The following is a 16,457-nucleotide window of genomic DNA, read 5'->3' on the forward strand; positions in this document are numbered from 1 at the left end:
GGAGAGGGTCTGTGCCATGCGAACCCAAACGATCGCGGGCACCCTCCCCGCCCGGGACCACCTGCCCGTGGGGACGGCCGGGCGGCCCGTCCTCGATGTGGTGATCCCCGTCTACAACGAGGAGAAGGACCTGGAGCCGTGCGTGCTGCGGCTCCACGACCACCTCTCCCGCACCTTCCCGTACGGCTTCCGCGTCACGGTCGCCGACAACGCCTCCACCGACCGGACCCCCGAGGTGGCGACCGCCCTGGCGGCGAAGCTGCCCGAGGTGCGTTCGGTACGGCTGGAGCAGAAGGGCCGGGGCCGGGCGCTGCGCACCGTCTGGTCGCACTCGGACGCACCGGTCCTCGCCTACATGGACGTGGACCTCTCCACCGACCTCAACGCACTCCTCCCGCTCGTCGCGCCGCTCATCTCGGGCCACTCGGACCTCGCGATCGGCTCCCGGCTCTCCCGCTCCTCGCGGGTCGTCCGCGGGCCGAAGCGGGAGTTCATCTCGCGGGCCTACAACCTGATCCTGCGCGGCTCGCTCGCCGCGCGGTTCTCCGACGCGCAGTGCGGCTTCAAGGCCGTACGCGGTGACGTCGCCGAGCGGCTGCTGCCGATGGTCGAGGACACCGGCTGGTTCTTCGACACCGAGATGCTGGTCCTCGCCGAGCGCGCCGGGCTGCGCATCCACGAGGTGCCCGTCGACTGGGTCGACGACCCCGACTCCACCGTCCACATCGTGCGGACCGCCACCGACGACCTGAAGGGCGTCTGGCGCGTCGGCCGGGCGCTCGCCACCGGCTCGCTGCCGCTCGACCGGCTCGCCCGTCCCTTCGGGGACGATCCGCGCGACCGGCAACTGGCGGGCGTGCCCGGCGGGCTGGCCCGGCAGCTCCTCGGCTTCTGCGTGGTGGGCGCGCTGTCCACCCTCTTCTACCTGGCGCTGTACTCGGCCTTCCGGCTCGGCATGGGCTCCCAACTCGCCAACGCCGCCGCACTCCTGGTCTCCGCCGTCGCCAACACGGCGGCCAACCGGCGCCTCACCTTCGGGGTGCGCGGCCGGGACCGTGCCGTACGCCACCAGGCGCAGGGTCTCGTCGTCTTCGGCATCGGTCTCGCCCTGACAAGCGGCTCGCTCGCCGCGCTCGGCGCGGCCACCGGCCAGGCCGCCCACTCCACCGAACTCGCCGTTCTGATCGTGGCCAACCTCGCCGCGACCGTCGTGCGGTTCCTCCTCTTCCGGCTCTGGGTCTTCCCGGACACCTCGCTCTCAAGGGACACGCGATGACCACGACCACGACCCCGTACGACCCGGCGCCGCCCGCGGCGGCCCACGGCGCGCACGCCGCGTCGCCTCCCGTCGGCCGTCTCGCCCGCGTCTGGCGCGGACGGACCGAGGACGCTCCGTGGGTGCGGCCCGCCTTCCTCGCCCTCCTCGCCGTCACCACCGCGCTCTACGTCTGGAACCTGAGCGCCTCCGGCTACGCCAACTCCTTCTACTCCGCAGCCGTCCAGGCCGGCAGCGAGAGCTGGAAGGCCTTCTTCTTCGGCTCGCTCGACGCCGCCAACGCCATCACCGTCGACAAGCCGCCGGCCGCCCTCTGGCCGATGGCCCTTTCCGTGCGCGTCTTCGGGCTCGGGTCCTGGCAGATCCTGCTTCCCGAGGTCCTGATGGGCGTGGCGACCGTCGGCGTGCTCTACGCGGCGGTACGGCGCCGCTTCGGCGCGGGCGCCGGGCTGATCGCGGGCACGGTCCTCGCACTCACGCCGGTCGCGGCGCTGATGTTCCGCTTCAACAACCCGGACGCTCTGCTCGCGCTGCTGATGACGGTCGCCGTGTACTGCGTGCTGCGGGCGCTGGAGGACGCGAAGAGCGGCACGAAGTGGCTGGTGTGGGCCGGGGTCGCCTTCGGTGTCGCGTTCCTCGCCAAGACGCTCCAGGCGTTCCTGATCCTGCCGCCGCTGGCGCTCGTGTACGCGGTGTGCGCGCCGGCCGGGTTCGGCCGCCGGATGGGCCAACTGGCCCTCGGCGGGCTCGCGATGATCGTCTCGGCCGGCTGGTGGGTGGCCCTGGTCGAGCTCTGGCCGACGTCCTCGCGCCCGTACATCGGAGGGTCGCAGAACAACAGCTTCCTCGAACTGACCTTCGGCTACAACGGCCTCGGCCGGATCAACGGCAACGAGACCGGCAGTGTCGGTGGCGGAGGCGGGGGCCGCGGTGGCGGAGGCTGGGGCGAGACCGGCATCGGCCGAATGTTCGACGACGCCGTCGGCGGCCAGATCTCCTGGCTGCTGCCCGCCGCGCTGATCCTGCTCGCGGCCGGTCTGGTGATGACCTGGCGTGCGCCCAGGAAGGACACGGCCCGTGCCGCGTTCCTGGTCTGGGGCGGTTCGCTGCTGATCACGCTGGCCGTGTTCAGCTTCATGGCCGGCATCTTCCACGAGTACTACACGGTGGCCCTGGCCCCGTACGTCGCGGCGCTCGTCGGCATGGGCGCGGGCGTCCTGTGGGAGGAGCGGGGCCGGTTCGCCGCCTCGGCGGCGCTCGCGGTGACGGTGGCGGCGACGGCGGTCTGGGCCTACGTGCTGCTGGGCCGGACGCCGGACTGGCTGCCGTGGTTGCGTTGGACGGTCCTGGTCGCCGGCTCGGTCGCCGCGGTCGGGCTGCTGCTCGCGGGCCGGCTCGACCGGCGGATCGGGCTCGGGATCGCGGGGCTCGGTCTGGCGGCGGGGCTGGCGGGTCCGTTCGCGTACACGCTGGAGACGCTGGGCACGGGCCACCAGGGCTCGATCGTGACCGCGGGCCCGGCGGGCGGGGCGATGGGCGGCCGGCCGGGCGGCGGCATGCGGATGCCCGACGGCCCGGGTCAGGGTCAGGGGCAGGCGCCCGGGCAGGGGCAGGCGCCCGGGCAGGGGCAGGCGCCCGGGCAGGGCCAGGGTGGCCGGGGCCCCGGCGGCCCCGGCGGTCAGGGTCAGGCCCCCGGCGGCCAGATGCCCGGCGGTCAGGCCCCCGGCGGTCAGATGCCCGGCGGTCAGGCCCCCGGCGGTCAGGCCCCCGGCGGTCAGATGCCCGGCGGCACCCCGCCCCAGGGCATGGAGCGCGGTGGCACGGTTGGTGGCGGCGGGATGGGCGGCCTGCTCAACGGCGCGACCGTCGGTTCCGAGGCCAAGGCCACGCTCCTCGCGGGCGCCGACGACTACACCTGGGTCGCGGCGGCCATCGGCGCCCAGAACGCCGCCAGTTACCAGCTCGCCACCGGAGAGCCGGTGATGGCGATCGGCGGCTTCAACGGCAGCGACCCGTCCCCGACCCTGGCCCAGTTCAAGCAGTACGTCGCCCAGGGCAAGATCCACTACTTCGTCAGCGGCGGAGGCGGCATGGGCGGCATGGGTGGCATGGGTGGCGGAGGCGGCATGGGAGGCCGCATGGGTGGCGGCTCGGAGATCTCCTCCTGGGTGACGGCCACCTTCGAACAGGTCACCGTCGACGGCTCCACCTTCTACGACCTGACCCGCCAGAAGTAATCGCTATACAGCGTAAGGGAGACCCTTGTACGGTGTACGAGACCAAGTCCCGTACACCGTACAAGGGGGAACCATGACGGCGACGACCGCCGCCTCCTCGCCCACCACCACCGGTGGGCACCCGCAGCGCTGGCTGATCCTCGGCGTCATCTGTCTCGCCCAGCTCACCGTGCTGCTCGACAACACCGTCCTGAGCGTCGCGATCCCGTCGCTGACCTCCGAACTCCACGCGTCCACCACCGACATCCAGTGGATGATCAACGCGTACTCGCTCGTCCAGTCCGGCCTCCTGCTCACCGCGGGCAACGCCGCCGACCGCTACGGCCGCAAGAAGCTCCTCGCCGTCGGCCTCGCGCTCTTCGGACTCGGCTCGCTCGCCGCGGGACTCGCCGGCTCCACCGAGCAGCTCATCGCCGCCCGGGCCGGCATGGGTGTCGGCGGCGCGCTCCTGATGACCACCACGCTCGCCGTCGTCATGCAGATCTTCGACGACTCGGAGCGGGTCAAGGCCATCGCGCTCTGGTCCACCGTCAGTTCGCTCGGCTTCGCAGGCGGCCCGCTGATCGGCGGGGTCATCCTGAACCACTTCTGGTGGGGGATGATCTTCCTCGTCAACATCCCGGTGGCACTGATCGGCCTGGTCGCCGTCCTCAAGCTCGTACCGGAGTCGAAGAACCCCCATGGTGAGCGCCCCGACCTGCTCGGCGCGCTGCTCTCCACGATCGGTATGACCGCCGTCGTGTACGCGATCATCACCGGGCCCGAGCACGGCTGGACCTCCGCCGAGGTGCTGGTCCCGGCCGCTGTCGGTGCCGCCGTCCTCGGTGCCTTCGCGCTGTGGGAGCTGCGCACCCCGTACCCGATGCTCGACATGCACTTCTTCCGCAACCAGAAGTTCATCGGCGCCGTCGGCGGCTCGCTGCTCGTCGTCTTCGGCATGGGCGGCTCGCTCTTCCTCCTCACCCAGCACCTGCAGTTCGTCCTCGGGTACGAGCCGCTGGAGGCCGGTCTGCGGATGGCGCCGCTCGCGCTGACGATCGTGGGCCTCAACCTGACCGGTCTCGGCCCCAGGCTCGTGATGAGGATCGGCACCCCGATGGCCGTCCTCGTCGGTATGACACTCGTCTCCGGCGGCCTCACCTCGATCGCCGTGCTCGGCGGGGGCACGGACGGCAGCTACGGGGGCATGCTCCTCGGGCTGGTCCTGATGGGCGCCGGTATCGCCGTCTCGTCCCCCGCCATGGCCAACGCCATCATGAGCGCGATCCCGCCGGAGAAGGCGGGCGTGGGCGCCGGAATCAACGGCACCCTCGCCGAGTTCGGCAACGGTCTGGGCGTCGCCGTCCTGGGCGCCGTGCTCAACGCCCGGTTCGCCGCCCTGGTCGCCGTCACCGCGACCTCGCTGCCCGCGGCCCTCGCGGCGGCCGGAGGCGACGCCGAACGGGCGGAGATCTCCGACGCCTTCGCCTCCGGCCTCCAGACCAGCCAGCTGGTCGGCGCGGTCGCCGTCTTCGCGGGCGGTCTGGTCGCGGCCGCGCTGCTGCGCAGGGCGGAGCGGTCCGAGAAGAGGGACGCGGCTGCATAGCATGGTGAAGGACCGCTGACAGGTGAGCGCACGGAGGAACGTGATGGTCAAGGCCGCCGACCGGGCCAAGAACCCGGCGGGTTCCAGCGTGTGGCTCGAAAAGCGGGCCCCGCGCGGCGGAGGCGGGCCGGCCGGTCTCGACCGCGACCGGATCGTGGCGACCTCGATCCGGATGCTGGACGAGGACGGCCTGGCCGGTCTCTCGATGCGCAAGCTCGCGACCGAGCTGGGTGTCACGGCGATGTCGCTCTACTGGTACGTGGACACCAAGGACGACATCATCGAGTACGCCGTCGACTCGGTCTACGGCGAGATCGACCTCGCCGCGGTCGACGCCGCCGGGGAGTGGCAGGACCGGGTCCGCGTCCTCGCCCTGGACTACCGGCGGATGCTGGTGCGCCACCCGTGGATGTCGCCGAGCGCGGGCCGATACCTGAACATCGGCCCGCACGCGATCGCCGTGGGCGCCAAGATCCAGGAGGCGATCGGGGACACCGGTCTGCCGATGCGACGGCAGCCGAGCGCGATGTCCGCGGTCTTCCAGTTCGTGTACGGCTACGGCACGATCGAGTCGCAGTTCGAGCGCCGGGCGGCCGAGGCGGGCATGTCCCAGGACGACTTCTACGGTGAGTCGATCAAGGCCTTCCGCGACGATCCGCAGTTCACGGAGGTGCTCGAACCGATCGCGGAGATCCTCGACGAACGCGCCTCGCACGGCAGCGTCAGCGCCATCTGGGAACGGGACTTCGCGTACGCCCTCGACATCCTGGTCGCGGGCATCGAGGTCATGGTCGCCCGCGAGGGCGTGGGCCCCGAGCAACCCCGGTAGCCGTACGAGCGCGGGCGGTAGCCGGTACGAGCCGGACGGGGGCCGGTACGAACACGGGCGGGGGGCGGAGTCAGAGGCCGGCCCCCGCCCGTACCGGAGAACTCCCCATCCGTGCCCTCACTCTCCCCGTGGAACAACGGGGCGGCAGGCCGTCCCCTGCCTGCCGCCCCGGACCCGGCCGCGCCTCCGCTCGGAGCGCGGGCGGGAGTCGGTCACTCGCCCGGGCGGGCGAGTTCGCTCTCGTGGCCGTCGGCCTGCGGGGCCGAACCGCTCTTCAGCGCGACCTCCTTGATGAACAGCGTCACCAGGAAGGCGAGCAGCGCGAAGGGGGCCGAGTAGAGGAAGACGTCACCCACACCGCGGCCGTACGCGTCCTCCATGACGGTACGGATCGGGGCCGGCAGCCTGTCCATGTCCGGGATGCCGCCGCCCGTGCCGCCGCTCATGCCCGCGGCCTTCGGGCCGAGCGCGGCCATGCCGTCCTGGACGTAGTCCGTGACCCGGTGGGCCAGGACCGCGCCGAGCGCCGAGACGCCGACGGCGCCGCCGAGCGAGCGGAAGAAGGTGACGACGGAGGAGGCGGAGCCGAGGTCGGCCGGGGCCACCTGGTTCTGCGTGCAGAGCACCAGGTTCTGCATCATCATGCCGAGGCCGAGACCCATGACGCCCATGAAGAGCGCGATGTGCCAGTACTCGGTGTCGTAGCGGATGGTGCCGAGCAGGCCGAGCCCGCCGGTCGTCAGGGCACCGCCGCTGACCAGCCAGGCCTTCCAGCGGCCGGTCTTGGTGATGACCATGCCGGAGACGGTCGAGGAGACGAACAGGCCGGCGATCATCGGGATCGTGAGGACGCCGGACATCGTCGGCGACTCGTTGCGGGCCAGCTGGAAGTACTGGCTGAAGAAGACCGTGCCGGCGAACATCGCGACGCCCACGAAGAGCGAGGCGACCGAGGCGAGGGTGATGGTGCGGTTGCGGAAGAGGCACAGCGGGATGATCGGCTCGTCGGCACGGGACTCGACGAGGACGAAGAGCGCGCCGAGGACCACGGAGCCGCCGACCATCGCGGCCGTCTGCCATGACATCCAGTCGTACTTGTCGCCCGCGAAGGTCACCCAGATCAGGAGGAGGGAGACGGCGGCGCTGATGACGAAGGCTCCGGCCCAGTCGACCTTGACCTTGCCCCCCTGGCCCTCGGCTCGGGGGACCCCGACGACCGGGAGCTTCAGCGTCTTCTGCAGGACGAGGAGCGCGATCAGCGCGAAGGGCACGCCGACGTAGAAGCACCAGCGCCAGCCGAGCCAGTCGGTGTCGGTGATGACGCCGCCGAGCAGCGGGCCGCCGACGGTGGCGACGGCGAAGGTGGCGCCGAGGTAGCCGCTGTACCGGCCGCGCTCCCGCGGGGCGATCATGGCGGCCAGGATGATCTGGGAGAGGGCGGTCAGACCACCGACGCCGACGCCCTGGACGACACGGCAGGCGATGAGCATGCCGGTGTTCTGGGAGAGGCCGGCGACGACCGAGCCGGCGACGTAGATGAGCAGTGCGATCTGGACGAGCAGCTTCTTGGAGAAGAGGTCCGCGAGCTTGCCCCAGAGCGGGGTGGTCGCGGTCATCGACAGAAGCGCGGCCGTGACGACCCAGGTGTAGGCGGACTGGCCGCCGCCCAGGTCGGTGATGATCTGCGGGAGGGCGTTGGAGACGATCGTCGACGACAGGATGGCGACGAACATGCCGAGCAGCAGCCCGGCGAGCGCCTCCATGATCTGCCGGTGCGACATGGGCGCACCGGCAGAGGTGTGGCCGCCCGCCTGCGCTGGCGGGGCGGGTGTGGTCGTGGCCATGAACGTCCTTTGCTGTTACGCGTGGTGGGCCCGGCAGTCCCCGAAGGAGTCGCGGAGACGGGCGAGCAGGTGGGTGAGGAGTTCGACGTCGTCGTCGGACCAGTCCGCGAGGTTGCGGGTGAGCATCGCGGTCAGCCGGCGGTCCAGCTCGCCGAGCTTCTCCCTGCCCTCGTCGGTGAGGTGCAGGATGCGGGAGCGCTTGTCGGCCGGGTCCGGGAGCCGCTCGACCCAGCCGCGGTCGACGGCGTGGGAGACGTGGCGGCTGCTGACCGACATGTCGACGGCCATCCGCTCCGAGATGCGGCTCATCCTCATGTCCCCGTCGTGCTTGAGCAGGGCGAGGACGATGGCCGATCCGCTGGGGCAGTCGGCGGGCAGTGAGCGGGCCATCCCGCGCTTGACCGCGCCGATGGCGCTGACCTGCCGGGCGAGGTTCTCGTACCGGTTCGGCTTGTCCACTGTGACCCCATGACCCGATGCATCTTGTTGCTTAGGGCAACCATAGAGATGGATGGTTGCTTCAGGCAAACTAAATCGGTCAAACGGCGCTAAAGAATCGGCAAAGGGGAGGGGGCGGGAGGGGAAGGCCGGGGGGAGGGGCAGGGGGTAAGGGTGCGGGGGATCAGTGCTGGAGCGGTGCCCGGACCCTGCCGGGGCTTGGGGCAGGAAGCGGGGGTTCGCTAGGGTCCTGGCTCATGGCACACAACCCCCAAGCTCCGTACGGTCAGGGCCCCGGCCCCGAGGGCAACTACGACCCGGCCGGCAGCACCCAGATGTTCCGCGCCTTCGTCGACGAGGGCGCCCCGCAGGGCGGCGGCCGCCAGGCCGCGGCGACTCCCCGGTCCTCCGGCCCCCGCGTGGGCCTCATCGTCGGCGTGATCGCGGCGATCGTCGTCGTGGCGGCGGTGGCCTGGCTGGCCCTGGGCTGAGCCCGGGCCCCGCGTCCGGCGGACACGCGAACCGGCACCGGAACCCTCCGCGGGCTCCGGCGCCGGCTCCGTCCGGCGCCCCCCTACGGGCAGCTGCTGCGGAAGTCCGCGGGGTCGGTGGAGCAGGTGTCGAAGCCGGTTCCGCCGTAGGCGGCGTCGTTGCCGGTGACCCCGTCGCGGGTGTCGAGGTTGTCGTTGCCGGCGTCGCCGTTGAGGCGGTCGTTGCCGCTCTGGCCGATGAGCCGGTCCGCGCCGTTTCCGCCGTTGACCAGGTCGTTGCCGGGTCCGGCGTACACGGTGTCGTTGCCTCCGCGGCCGTTGACGGTGTCACTGCCGCTGAGGGCGCAGATGACGTCGTTGCCGAAGGTGCCGTTGAGCGTCTCGTAGCTGCTGGTGCCGATGATCGTGCAGCCGCGGGCGTTGTCGACCGTGGTGGCGGCGTTGGCGTTGTTGTTGCCGGGGGCTGGGTCGGTCTCGACGGCGGCGGTGGCGACCCAGTCGGTCAGGGTGCCGGTGGCGCGGGGTTCGGCGACCACGGTGACGGTGGCCGAGGCGCCCGGGGCGAGGTTGCCCAGCGGGCAGGTCATGGTGGTGGGGTTGACGGTGCAGGGGCCGCCCTGGCTGGGTGTGGCCGACAACAGGGTCCCGGAGCCGCCGGTGAGCGTGTCGGAGACCGAGGCCGCGGTGGCCGTCGCCGTGGTGCTGTTGTTGGTCACCCGGATCGTGTACGTGGCCTGGTCACCGATGCTGATCGTGCCCGGCCCGGTCTTCGTCACCGACACGTCCACGGAGGGCGGCGTCGGGGCTCCCCCGCCACCTTCGTAGCGGGCGACCGCGAAGTCGGTGTTCGGCCCCCCGGTGCCCGCCGCGACGATCTTGCCGTCGGACTGCAGCGCCACCGCGTTGGCGATGTCGGCGCCGTCGAACGAGGTGGTCACCCGGCCGTCGGCCCCGAAGCCGGGGTCGAGCGCACCGTCGGGGTTGTAGCGGATCAGCCCGAAGTTGCCGCCGGTGGCGCCGCCCCTGCCCGCGACGAGGATCCGGCCGTCGGACTGCACGACCCCGTCCCTGGCCGCTCCACCGGCGGTGGTCACCCTGCCGTCACCGCTGAAGGTCGTGTCCAGGCTGCCGTCGGCGAGATACCGGGCCACCGCCGCGTCCGCGTCGGTGTTGCCGATGGCGACGATCTTGCCGTCGCCCTGCACGGCCACCTCCTCGGCTCCCTCGTACGCGCCGAAGTCGGTCCGCACCATGCCGTCACCGCTGAACCCGGTGTCCAGGCTGCCGTCGGCGTTGTACCGCAGCAGCATGAAGTCGAAGCCGGTCGTGCCCACCTCGCCGCCGACGACGACCTTGCCGTCGGTCTGCAGGGCGAGGGATCGGCCCGATCCGCCCGCCTCCGGACTCGGGTCAGGGTCCGTGGCGACCAGACCGTCGCCGTCGAAGGTGGCGTCCGGGGTGCCGTCCGCGAGGAGGCGGGCCACCGCGAAACGGCCGCCCGCGTAACCGGCGGCGACGATCCTGCCGTCGGGACGCACCGCCACGTCCTGCCCTGCCGCGGGCTGGCCGAACGCGGTGAGGAACACGACGCCGCCGTCGCCGAACGTCGGGTCCAGGCTGCCGGCGGCGGTGTAGCGGGCCACCGTGAACGTGCAGCACGTCTCGAAGTCGGTCGCGGCGCTCCCGACCACGACGATCTTGCCGTCGGCCTGCACCGCTGCCGCCTCCGCGGTCTCGATGAAGCCACCGTCGGTGGACACCCTTCCACCGTCGCCGAAGGTGGAGTCCAGACTGCCGTCCGCGAGATAGCGGACCAGCGCGTAGTTTCCGAACGAGTCGGTCGCGTCGGTGCCGACCACGACGATCTTGCCGTCGGGCTGCACCAGCACGTCGTTGCCCGACTCCTCACCTCCGGCGTCGGTGAGGACGGTGCCGTCGCCCCCGAAGCCGGGATCCAGATCTCCCGGGGCGGCCAGCGCGGCTCCGGGAAGGGCGAGCACCAGCGCCAGACTCGCGGCGGCCGCGAGTCCTCCGCGCCCCAGGGCTCTTCGCAGACCGGTGAATGTGGACATGGGGGAGACCTCCCGGATCGGGCCGTCCTGCGTGACGGTCCACAGACTCCGGCCCCGTCCGGCGCCGAGGGGCCGACGGCTCGGCCCCGCTGAGCTGCATGGACGGTGTGATCCACTCACCTGGGTGAGGACGGGGCCGGGCCTCCCCCACCGACGTGCTCCGGTCAGCGACCGGCGGACCGCGCGAGGCGGAATCCGACGTCGTCGACGCGGAACGTGGGGTGGCTGCGGCGCCTCACGGAAGCCCGGCAGCTCCAGTGCTCGTCGAACCAGCCGCCGCCACGCAGGACGCGGTAACCGCCGTAGACCTCGGCGTCGTAGACGTCCCAGCACCACTCCCAGACGTTGCCGAGCATGTCGTGGAAACCCCACGCGTTGGGCCGCCGGCCGCCCACCTCGTGGATCCGCTCCTCCGAGTTGCCGCGGTGCCAGGCGATCTCGTCGAGGGGCCCGTACCGAGGCCCGGCCGTCCCGGCCCGGCAGGCGTGCTCCCACTCCGCCTCGGTCGGCAGCCGGTAGCCGTCGGCCGAGGCGTCCCACCTGACGTCCTCGCCGTCGTCCGACGGGATCACGTAGGCGGGCGTGAGCCCCTCACGCTCGGACAGGGCGTTGCAGAACCGGGCCGCGTCCCACCAGGACACGCCTTCGACGGGCAGCTCCTCACCGCGGAAGGCGCCGGGACACTCCCCGGCGACCTGCGCGTACAGGGCCTGGGTGACCGGGTACGCCGCGATCAGACAGGACGCGACCTCGACCGTCCAACTGCGCTGTGTCCGGCGGTCCGAGAGCGCTACGGGCCCCGCCGGGACCGCGATCATCGCGTGCTCCGCACTTTCATCCATGCACGCGACCCTATTTCTCAGCCCGAACCGGTCACACAGGGACGGTGCGCTCCGTCAGTGGGGTGTACGAGCGAGCAGCGCTCGCCGCCCCGAACCGAGGAGCCCGAGATGACCACCACCTACATCGTCGTCACCGCCGTCGCCGCGTTCATGGTCGGCTTCTCGGCGCTCTCGGTCTTCATCAAGGCCCCATGGGTGACCCAGCCGCTCACCGAGTACGGCGTCCCCCGGTCCTGGTGGACCTGGCTCGGCCTCGCCAAGGCCGCCGGAGCGGTGGGCCTCGTCGTCGGCCTGTGGATCCCGGCGATCGGCCTCGCGGCCGGCATCGGCGTGGCCCTGTACTTCACCGGGGCCCTGGTCACCGTGATCCGCGCCCGCTCGTACGCGCACGTGGTCTGGCCGATGATGTACGCGGCCCCGGCGGTCGCCGCGCTCTTCCTCGCCTGAGCGCGGGCGCGTACCGCTACGGTTCCACGGTCACAGGGCACCCACGAACGAGTCCCACGCCCGGCGGCCGAAGACGAGCGCGGGCCCCTCGGGAGCCTTGCTGTCACGCACGGGGACGAGGCCGGGGAATCCGGGGGCGACTTCGACGCAATCGCCGCCGTTCGCGCCGCTGTAGCTGCTCTTCACCCAGGTCGCCGCAGTCAGATCGTGCATCTGCATGGTGGCCGTACCCTTCCATCAAGTCGCTGATCAGAGCGGCAGATTCGCGGGCCGACAGCGAGTCCGCCCTGAGCACATCATAGGTCCGGGCGTGCCGCCCATAGAGGGTCGGATCGTCGCTGAGGTGGCCTCTGTCGAGCGACTCCGAGTACACCCATTCTTGCCCGCCCGGCAGCTGGATCAGCGACATGGAAGCGTCGGGGCGGTCGATCTCGGGTCGGCTCGACGGTGCGATCTGGACCCGGATGTTGGTCAGTTGGCCCACGGCCAGCAGATGGGCGCACTGGTCGCGCATCACGAGGGGACCTCCCACCACGTTGCGCAGACAGCTCTCGTCCAGAACCGCGATGTACATCGGGCCGTCCGCGGCGAGGAAGCGCCGCTGGCGGCTCAACCTCGCTCTCACTCGGTCGGCCACCTCCTCCGCAGAGGTGAGTCGCCGGGCGAACAGGGCGGTCGCGTACTCCGGAGTCTGCAGCAGGCCCGGCATCACCTGCGTCTGGTACGCCCTGACGGCCAAGGCTTCCGCGTCCATTCGAGCCCGCCGCTCGAACCAGTCCGGGTGTTCCACTGTCGGATACCAGTCGATCCGGCCCCACAGCCTCAGTAACACCCCACCCGTATCCAGCAGTTCGTCGCACGCCTTCGCGAACGTGTCCTGCGGGACCCGCGTCCCCGCCTCCACCCGGGCCACGTGCGAGCGGTCGCAGGGGATCTGGCGGGCCAGGGCGTCCTGGGTGAGGCTCGACGCCTCCCGGTAGTGCCGTAGGACCTCGCCGAAGACACCGGCCGTCGTCGCGGCCGTACCCCCGGTGGCGTTACGTCGGCTCACTCCATCCCCCTTGTGACAGTGGGCCCTTGGCACGCGTCGAGCGTTGTGGCCGCCCTCTCCATTGAGCAACGCTTTAGCCACTGAGAGTAGTCGCCCGATCGGGTGAGGAGCTGTGGAATGGCAGGGCAGATGGAGTGCGGAGGGTTCGTCTACGATCCCGCCGCCCGCAAGGTGGGCGAGTACCGGGGCGAGGCGGGGCCGTACGCCATGTTGCGGCCCGTCGGGGGCGGGCGGGAGTGGCAGGCCGATCCGGCGCGGGTGCGGCCCGCCACGGCCGCCGAGCGGCTCAGCGCGGGCGTGCGGGCCGCGAACGAGCGCGCGGAGGCGGAGTACGAGCTGAGCCGGCCGCCCGTTCCCGTGCCGGGGTGCGCGGACTGCGCGGAGCTCGCCGCGCGGCGGACGGCGGCGCGTGTCCGGTTCGACTGGAGCGCGGAGACCGATGCCAACGTGCTGATGCGCCGGCACCGTAGCGAGCATCACGCCGTGGACGGTCCTCCGGTCACTTCCACGTCGCCGTGACCCTCTGGGTGTCGACGTGCATGCCGAGCGGAACCCTCCAGGAGTCCACGCAGACCGTGTACGTCTGCGTCCTGGCCGCTCCCGCGGCGATCGGGGCCGGCAGGGGCTGGGCCGATTCGATCGTCGCCCAGTCGACGCCCAGGGCGCCGATGATGTGGGTGGCGAAGGTGACCGTGCCCGAAGTGGCGGCCGTACCGCCCGTGTTGCGGAAGGTGACCGTCACGCGCTCGCACCACCGCTTGTCGGCGTCCGCGAGGACCGGGGCGGAGAGGGTGAGCGCGGCGGGGGTGGCGGGGGTCGCCGGTGGTGGGGTGGTCGTCGTGCCCGGGGCCGGCGCCGTCGTGGTGCGCGGCGGGGTCGTGCCCGGCCGGGCGGGTGCCGTCCCGGGGCGCGGGGTTCCGGGGGTCGTTCCCGTTCCCGTACCCGTACCTGCGTCCGTGCCTGTGTCCCCGCCCGTGCCCGTACCGCCCGCGCCCGTACCGCCGGTGGACGGTACCGGGGTCGGGCCGGGGGTCGTGCCCGGGGGGCGCGGTGAGGGGGACGACGTACTCGATGTCGTACCGCTCGCCGACGGGGAGTCCAGGGGGAACAGTGTGACCGACCCCGATGGCCGTACCGCGTCCTTCGGGCCGGAGCCCGCGCCGACCGCCGCGTAGCCCTCGCCCTCGCCGCCGCCGCACGCGGTCAGCGCTCCGCCGAGGCAGAGCGCGACCACCGTCAGAAGTGACCTCTGTCGCCGCATGGCGTCAGTGTTGCTGACGCCATGTCAGTTGGGAACCGGAACGGCGAACTTCAGTCGTCGATGAGGCCCTGGCGAAGCTGTGCCAGCGTCCTCGTCAGGAGCCGCGAGACGTGCATCTGCGAGATGCCGACCTCCTCGCCGATCTGCGACTGCGTCATGTTGGCGAAGAAGCGCAGCATGATGATCTGCCGCTCCCGGGGCGGGAGTTTGGCGAGCAGGGGCTTCAGCGACTCGCGGTACTCGACGCCTTCGAGCGCCGCGTCCTCGTACCCGAGCCGGTCCGCGAGCGAGCCCTCGCCGCCGTCGTCCTCCGGGGAGGGGGAGTCGAGCGAGGAGGCGGTGTACGCGTTGCCGACCGCGAGGCCGTCGACGACGTCCTCCTCCGACACCCCGAGCACGGCGGCGAGTTCGGGGACGGTCGGCGAGCGGTCGAGCTTCTGGGCGAGTTCGTCGCTGGCCTTCGTCAGGGCGAGCCGCAGCTCCTGGAGCCGGCGCGGGACGCGCACCGACCACGAGGTGTCGCGGAAGAAGCGCTTGATCTCGCCGACGACCGTCGGCATCGCGAACGTCGGGAACTCCACGCCTCGTTCGCAGTCGAACCGGTCGATGGCCTTGATCAGGCCGATCGTGCCGACCTGGACGATGTCCTCCATGGGCTCGTTGCGGGAGCGGAAGCGGGCCGCCGCGTACCGCACGAGCGGCAGGTTGAGCTCGATGAGGGTGTCGCGGACGTACGTCCGCTCCGGGCTGTCCGCGGCGGCGCCGGCGTCGTCCAGGGCGCGCAGCCGCAGGAAGAGGGAACGGGAGAGCGTGCGGGTGTCGATGGCTTCCGGCATGACAACAAGCGGCGCGGCGGGCTCGGCACTCTCGGCCGTCGGCTGGACCGGCATCGGTACATGCGTCTGCGCGGGCGTGAGCGTGAGCACCTTCGAGCTGCCCTGTTCTGCGGACATGCCACCCCCTTGAGGTCGCGGACGGTCGCGGCGGCCACGACCATCGGAGGAACGCAGCCTCCACCTGAATACCGGAGGCGGGGCTGCGGCAAACGCGGTTCCAGCAGAATGTCACATGTCGGCAACACGCTGTAGTGACTTGTCGACATGGAGTGGGTGAATATCCGCAGGAAACAAGGGGTGTACGGCATTTGGGCCGCCGTGGAACTGCTCCGAACCGGTCTACCCGTTTCGGTTACACCTCGATCCTGTTTGCGGATCTCAATCGGGCGAAGCTCCGGGCGAGGAGTCTTGACACATGCATCTGCGAGACGCCCAGCTCCTGGCTGATCTGGGACTGCGTCAGATTGCTGTAGTAGCGGAGCATCAGGATCCGTTGCTCGCGCTCGGGAAGCTGGACGAGGAGATGCCGTACCAGATCCCGGTGTTCGACCCCGGCGAGCGCGGGGTCCTCGTAACCGAGCCGGTCGAGCAGTCCGGGCAGTCCGTCACCCTCCTGGGCCGCCTCCAGGGAGGTGGCGTGGTACGAGCGCCCGGCCTCGATGCAGGCCAGTACCTCGTCCTCGCCGATCTTCAGGCGCTCGGCGATCTCGGCGGTGGTGGGGGAGCGGCCGTGGGCCGTGGTGAGGTCCTCGGTGGCCCCGTTGACCTGGACCCAGAGCTCGTGGAGGCGGCGCGGCACGTGCACGGTGCGGACGTTGTCGCGGAAGTACCGCTTGATCTCGCCGACGACGGTGGGCATGGCGAACGTCGGGAACTGCACGCCGCGGTCCGGGTCGAAGCGGTCGATGGCGTTGATCAGGCCGATGGTTCCGACCTGGACGACGTCCTCCATGGGCTCGTTGCGGGAGCGGAAGCGGGCCGCCGCGTACCGCACGAGCGGGAGGTTCGCCTCGATCAGCGCCCCTCGGACGCGGTCGTGTTCCGGGCTGCCCGGCTCAAGGCCCTTGAGCTGCCCGAAGAGCACCTGGGTGAGCGCGCGGGTGTCGGCGCCGCGGGTGCTCTGGGGGCGGGTGCTCTGGGGCCGGTGGCTCTGGGGTCGGGGGCGTGGGGTGTCCGGGTCGCCGGCCTCGTTCTGGGGCGGGACCTGAGGCGCTGTACTGGCCGGCACGTTCACGCCACCCCTTTTGC

General features: G+C 71.6%; 15 protein-coding genes and 1 pseudogene. 7 read left to right on the plus strand and 9 right to left on the minus strand.

Going from position 1 to position 16,457, the window contains the following annotated elements; translation table 11 throughout:
- The first annotated feature begins 16 nt into the window (after nucleotides 1–16).
- The 4 genes from ACFUJR_RS11785 to ACFUJR_RS11800 all read left to right on the plus strand — a co-directional run bounded on the left by ACFUJR_RS11785 (nucleotide 17) and on the right by ACFUJR_RS11800 (nucleotide 5,927).
- On the plus strand, nucleotides 17–1,276 hold the full coding sequence (locus ACFUJR_RS11785; protein WP_383177630.1) for a glycosyltransferase: 1,260 nt from the start codon (nucleotides 17–19) through the stop codon (nucleotides 1,274–1,276).
- Complete coding sequence (locus tag ACFUJR_RS11790; RefSeq protein ID WP_383177633.1) at nucleotides 1,273–3,513, plus strand: ArnT family glycosyltransferase; 2,241 nt, start codon at nucleotides 1,273–1,275, stop codon at nucleotides 3,511–3,513. Before ACFUJR_RS11785 ends, ACFUJR_RS11790 begins: the two co-directional genes overlap by 4 nt.
- Before the next feature lie 73 nt (nucleotides 3,514–3,586).
- A complete protein-coding gene (locus ACFUJR_RS11795) occupies nucleotides 3,587–5,098 on the plus strand; it encodes an MFS transporter (RefSeq protein ID WP_383177636.1) in 1,512 nt (503 codons plus the stop codon).
- 43 nt (nucleotides 5,099–5,141) lie between these two features.
- On the plus strand, nucleotides 5,142–5,927 hold the full coding sequence (locus ACFUJR_RS11800; protein WP_383177642.1) for a TetR/AcrR family transcriptional regulator: 786 nt from the start codon (nucleotides 5,142–5,144) through the stop codon (nucleotides 5,925–5,927).
- A 212-nt stretch (nucleotides 5,928–6,139) separates the two neighbouring features.
- Here the strand turns inward: ACFUJR_RS11800 and ACFUJR_RS11805 are convergent, their stop codons facing one another.
- Nucleotides 6,140–7,771 carry an MDR family MFS transporter gene (locus ACFUJR_RS11805; protein ID WP_383170485.1) on the minus strand — a complete coding sequence of 544 codons (1,632 nt, stop codon included), beginning with the start codon at nucleotides 7,769–7,771 and terminating at the stop codon, nucleotides 6,140–6,142.
- A gap of 15 nt (nucleotides 7,772–7,786) precedes the next feature.
- Nucleotides 7,787–8,230, minus strand: coding sequence for a MarR family winged helix-turn-helix transcriptional regulator (locus tag ACFUJR_RS11810; protein ID WP_383170483.1), 444 nt, complete (start codon nucleotides 8,228–8,230; stop codon nucleotides 7,787–7,789).
- Nucleotides 8,231–8,466: 236 nt separating this feature from the next.
- On the opposite strand from ACFUJR_RS11810, the gene ACFUJR_RS11815 reads away from it, so the two are divergent.
- A complete protein-coding gene (locus ACFUJR_RS11815) occupies nucleotides 8,467–8,700 on the plus strand; it encodes a hypothetical protein (RefSeq protein WP_383170481.1) in 234 nt (77 codons plus the stop codon).
- A gap of 83 nt (nucleotides 8,701–8,783) precedes the next feature.
- Here ACFUJR_RS11815 and ACFUJR_RS11820 read toward each other — a convergent pair whose 3' ends face one another.
- Both ACFUJR_RS11820 and ACFUJR_RS11825 read right to left on the minus strand, forming a co-directional pair.
- Nucleotides 8,784–10,772: a calcium-binding protein gene (locus ACFUJR_RS11820; protein WP_383170479.1), complete on the minus strand. Its 1,989-nt coding sequence runs from the start codon at nucleotides 10,770–10,772 to the stop codon at nucleotides 8,784–8,786.
- 164 nt (nucleotides 10,773–10,936) lie between these two features.
- Nucleotides 10,937–11,614 carry a formylglycine-generating enzyme family protein gene (locus tag ACFUJR_RS11825; RefSeq protein ID WP_383170477.1) on the minus strand — a complete coding sequence of 226 codons (678 nt, stop codon included), beginning with the start codon at nucleotides 11,612–11,614 and terminating at the stop codon, nucleotides 10,937–10,939.
- A 108-nt stretch (nucleotides 11,615–11,722) separates the two neighbouring features.
- On the opposite strand from ACFUJR_RS11825, the gene ACFUJR_RS11830 reads away from it, so the two are divergent.
- Entirely contained in the window at nucleotides 11,723–12,061 is a 339-nt protein-coding gene (locus ACFUJR_RS11830; protein ID WP_383170476.1) for a DoxX family protein, read from the plus strand.
- Nucleotides 12,062–12,091: 30 nt separating this feature from the next.
- Here ACFUJR_RS11830 and ACFUJR_RS11835 read toward each other — a convergent pair.
- Together ACFUJR_RS11835 and ACFUJR_RS11840 are read right to left on the minus strand one after the other, a co-directional pair.
- Nucleotides 12,092–12,196: pseudogene (locus ACFUJR_RS11835) on the minus strand (DUF397 domain-containing protein); the annotation flags it as partial.
- Entirely contained in the window at nucleotides 12,165–13,112 is a 948-nt protein-coding gene (locus ACFUJR_RS11840; protein WP_383170474.1) for a Scr1 family TA system antitoxin-like transcriptional regulator, read from the minus strand. The gene ACFUJR_RS11840 and the pseudogene ACFUJR_RS11835, both read right to left, overlap by 32 nt.
- Nucleotides 13,113–13,229: 117 nt before the next feature.
- Between ACFUJR_RS11840 and ACFUJR_RS11845 the strand changes: the two genes are divergently transcribed.
- Complete coding sequence (locus ACFUJR_RS11845; protein ID WP_383170471.1) at nucleotides 13,230–13,631, plus strand: hypothetical protein; 402 nt, start codon at nucleotides 13,230–13,232, stop codon at nucleotides 13,629–13,631.
- On the opposite strand, the gene ACFUJR_RS11850 is transcribed toward ACFUJR_RS11845, so the two are convergent.
- From ACFUJR_RS11850 to ACFUJR_RS11860, 3 genes are all read right to left on the minus strand, one after another.
- A complete protein-coding gene (locus ACFUJR_RS11850) occupies nucleotides 13,612–14,373 on the minus strand; it encodes a hypothetical protein (protein WP_383170470.1) in 762 nt (253 codons plus the stop codon). The two genes, ACFUJR_RS11845 and ACFUJR_RS11850, sit on opposite strands and share 20 nt — an antisense overlap.
- A 50-nt stretch (nucleotides 14,374–14,423) precedes the next feature.
- Entirely contained in the window at nucleotides 14,424–15,326 is a 903-nt protein-coding gene (locus ACFUJR_RS11855; protein WP_383170468.1) for an RNA polymerase sigma factor SigF, read from the minus strand.
- A 235-nt stretch (nucleotides 15,327–15,561) separates the two neighbouring features.
- Nucleotides 15,562–16,437, minus strand: a complete 876-nt coding sequence (locus tag ACFUJR_RS11860; protein WP_383170466.1) for an RNA polymerase sigma factor SigF — start codon at nucleotides 16,435–16,437, stop codon at nucleotides 15,562–15,564.
- Nucleotides 16,438–16,457: the final 20 nt, after the last annotated feature.

This window comes from Streptomyces sp. NPDC057271, from assembly GCF_042668715.1.
GTDB lineage: Bacteria > Actinomycetota > Actinomycetes > Streptomycetales > Streptomycetaceae > Streptomyces.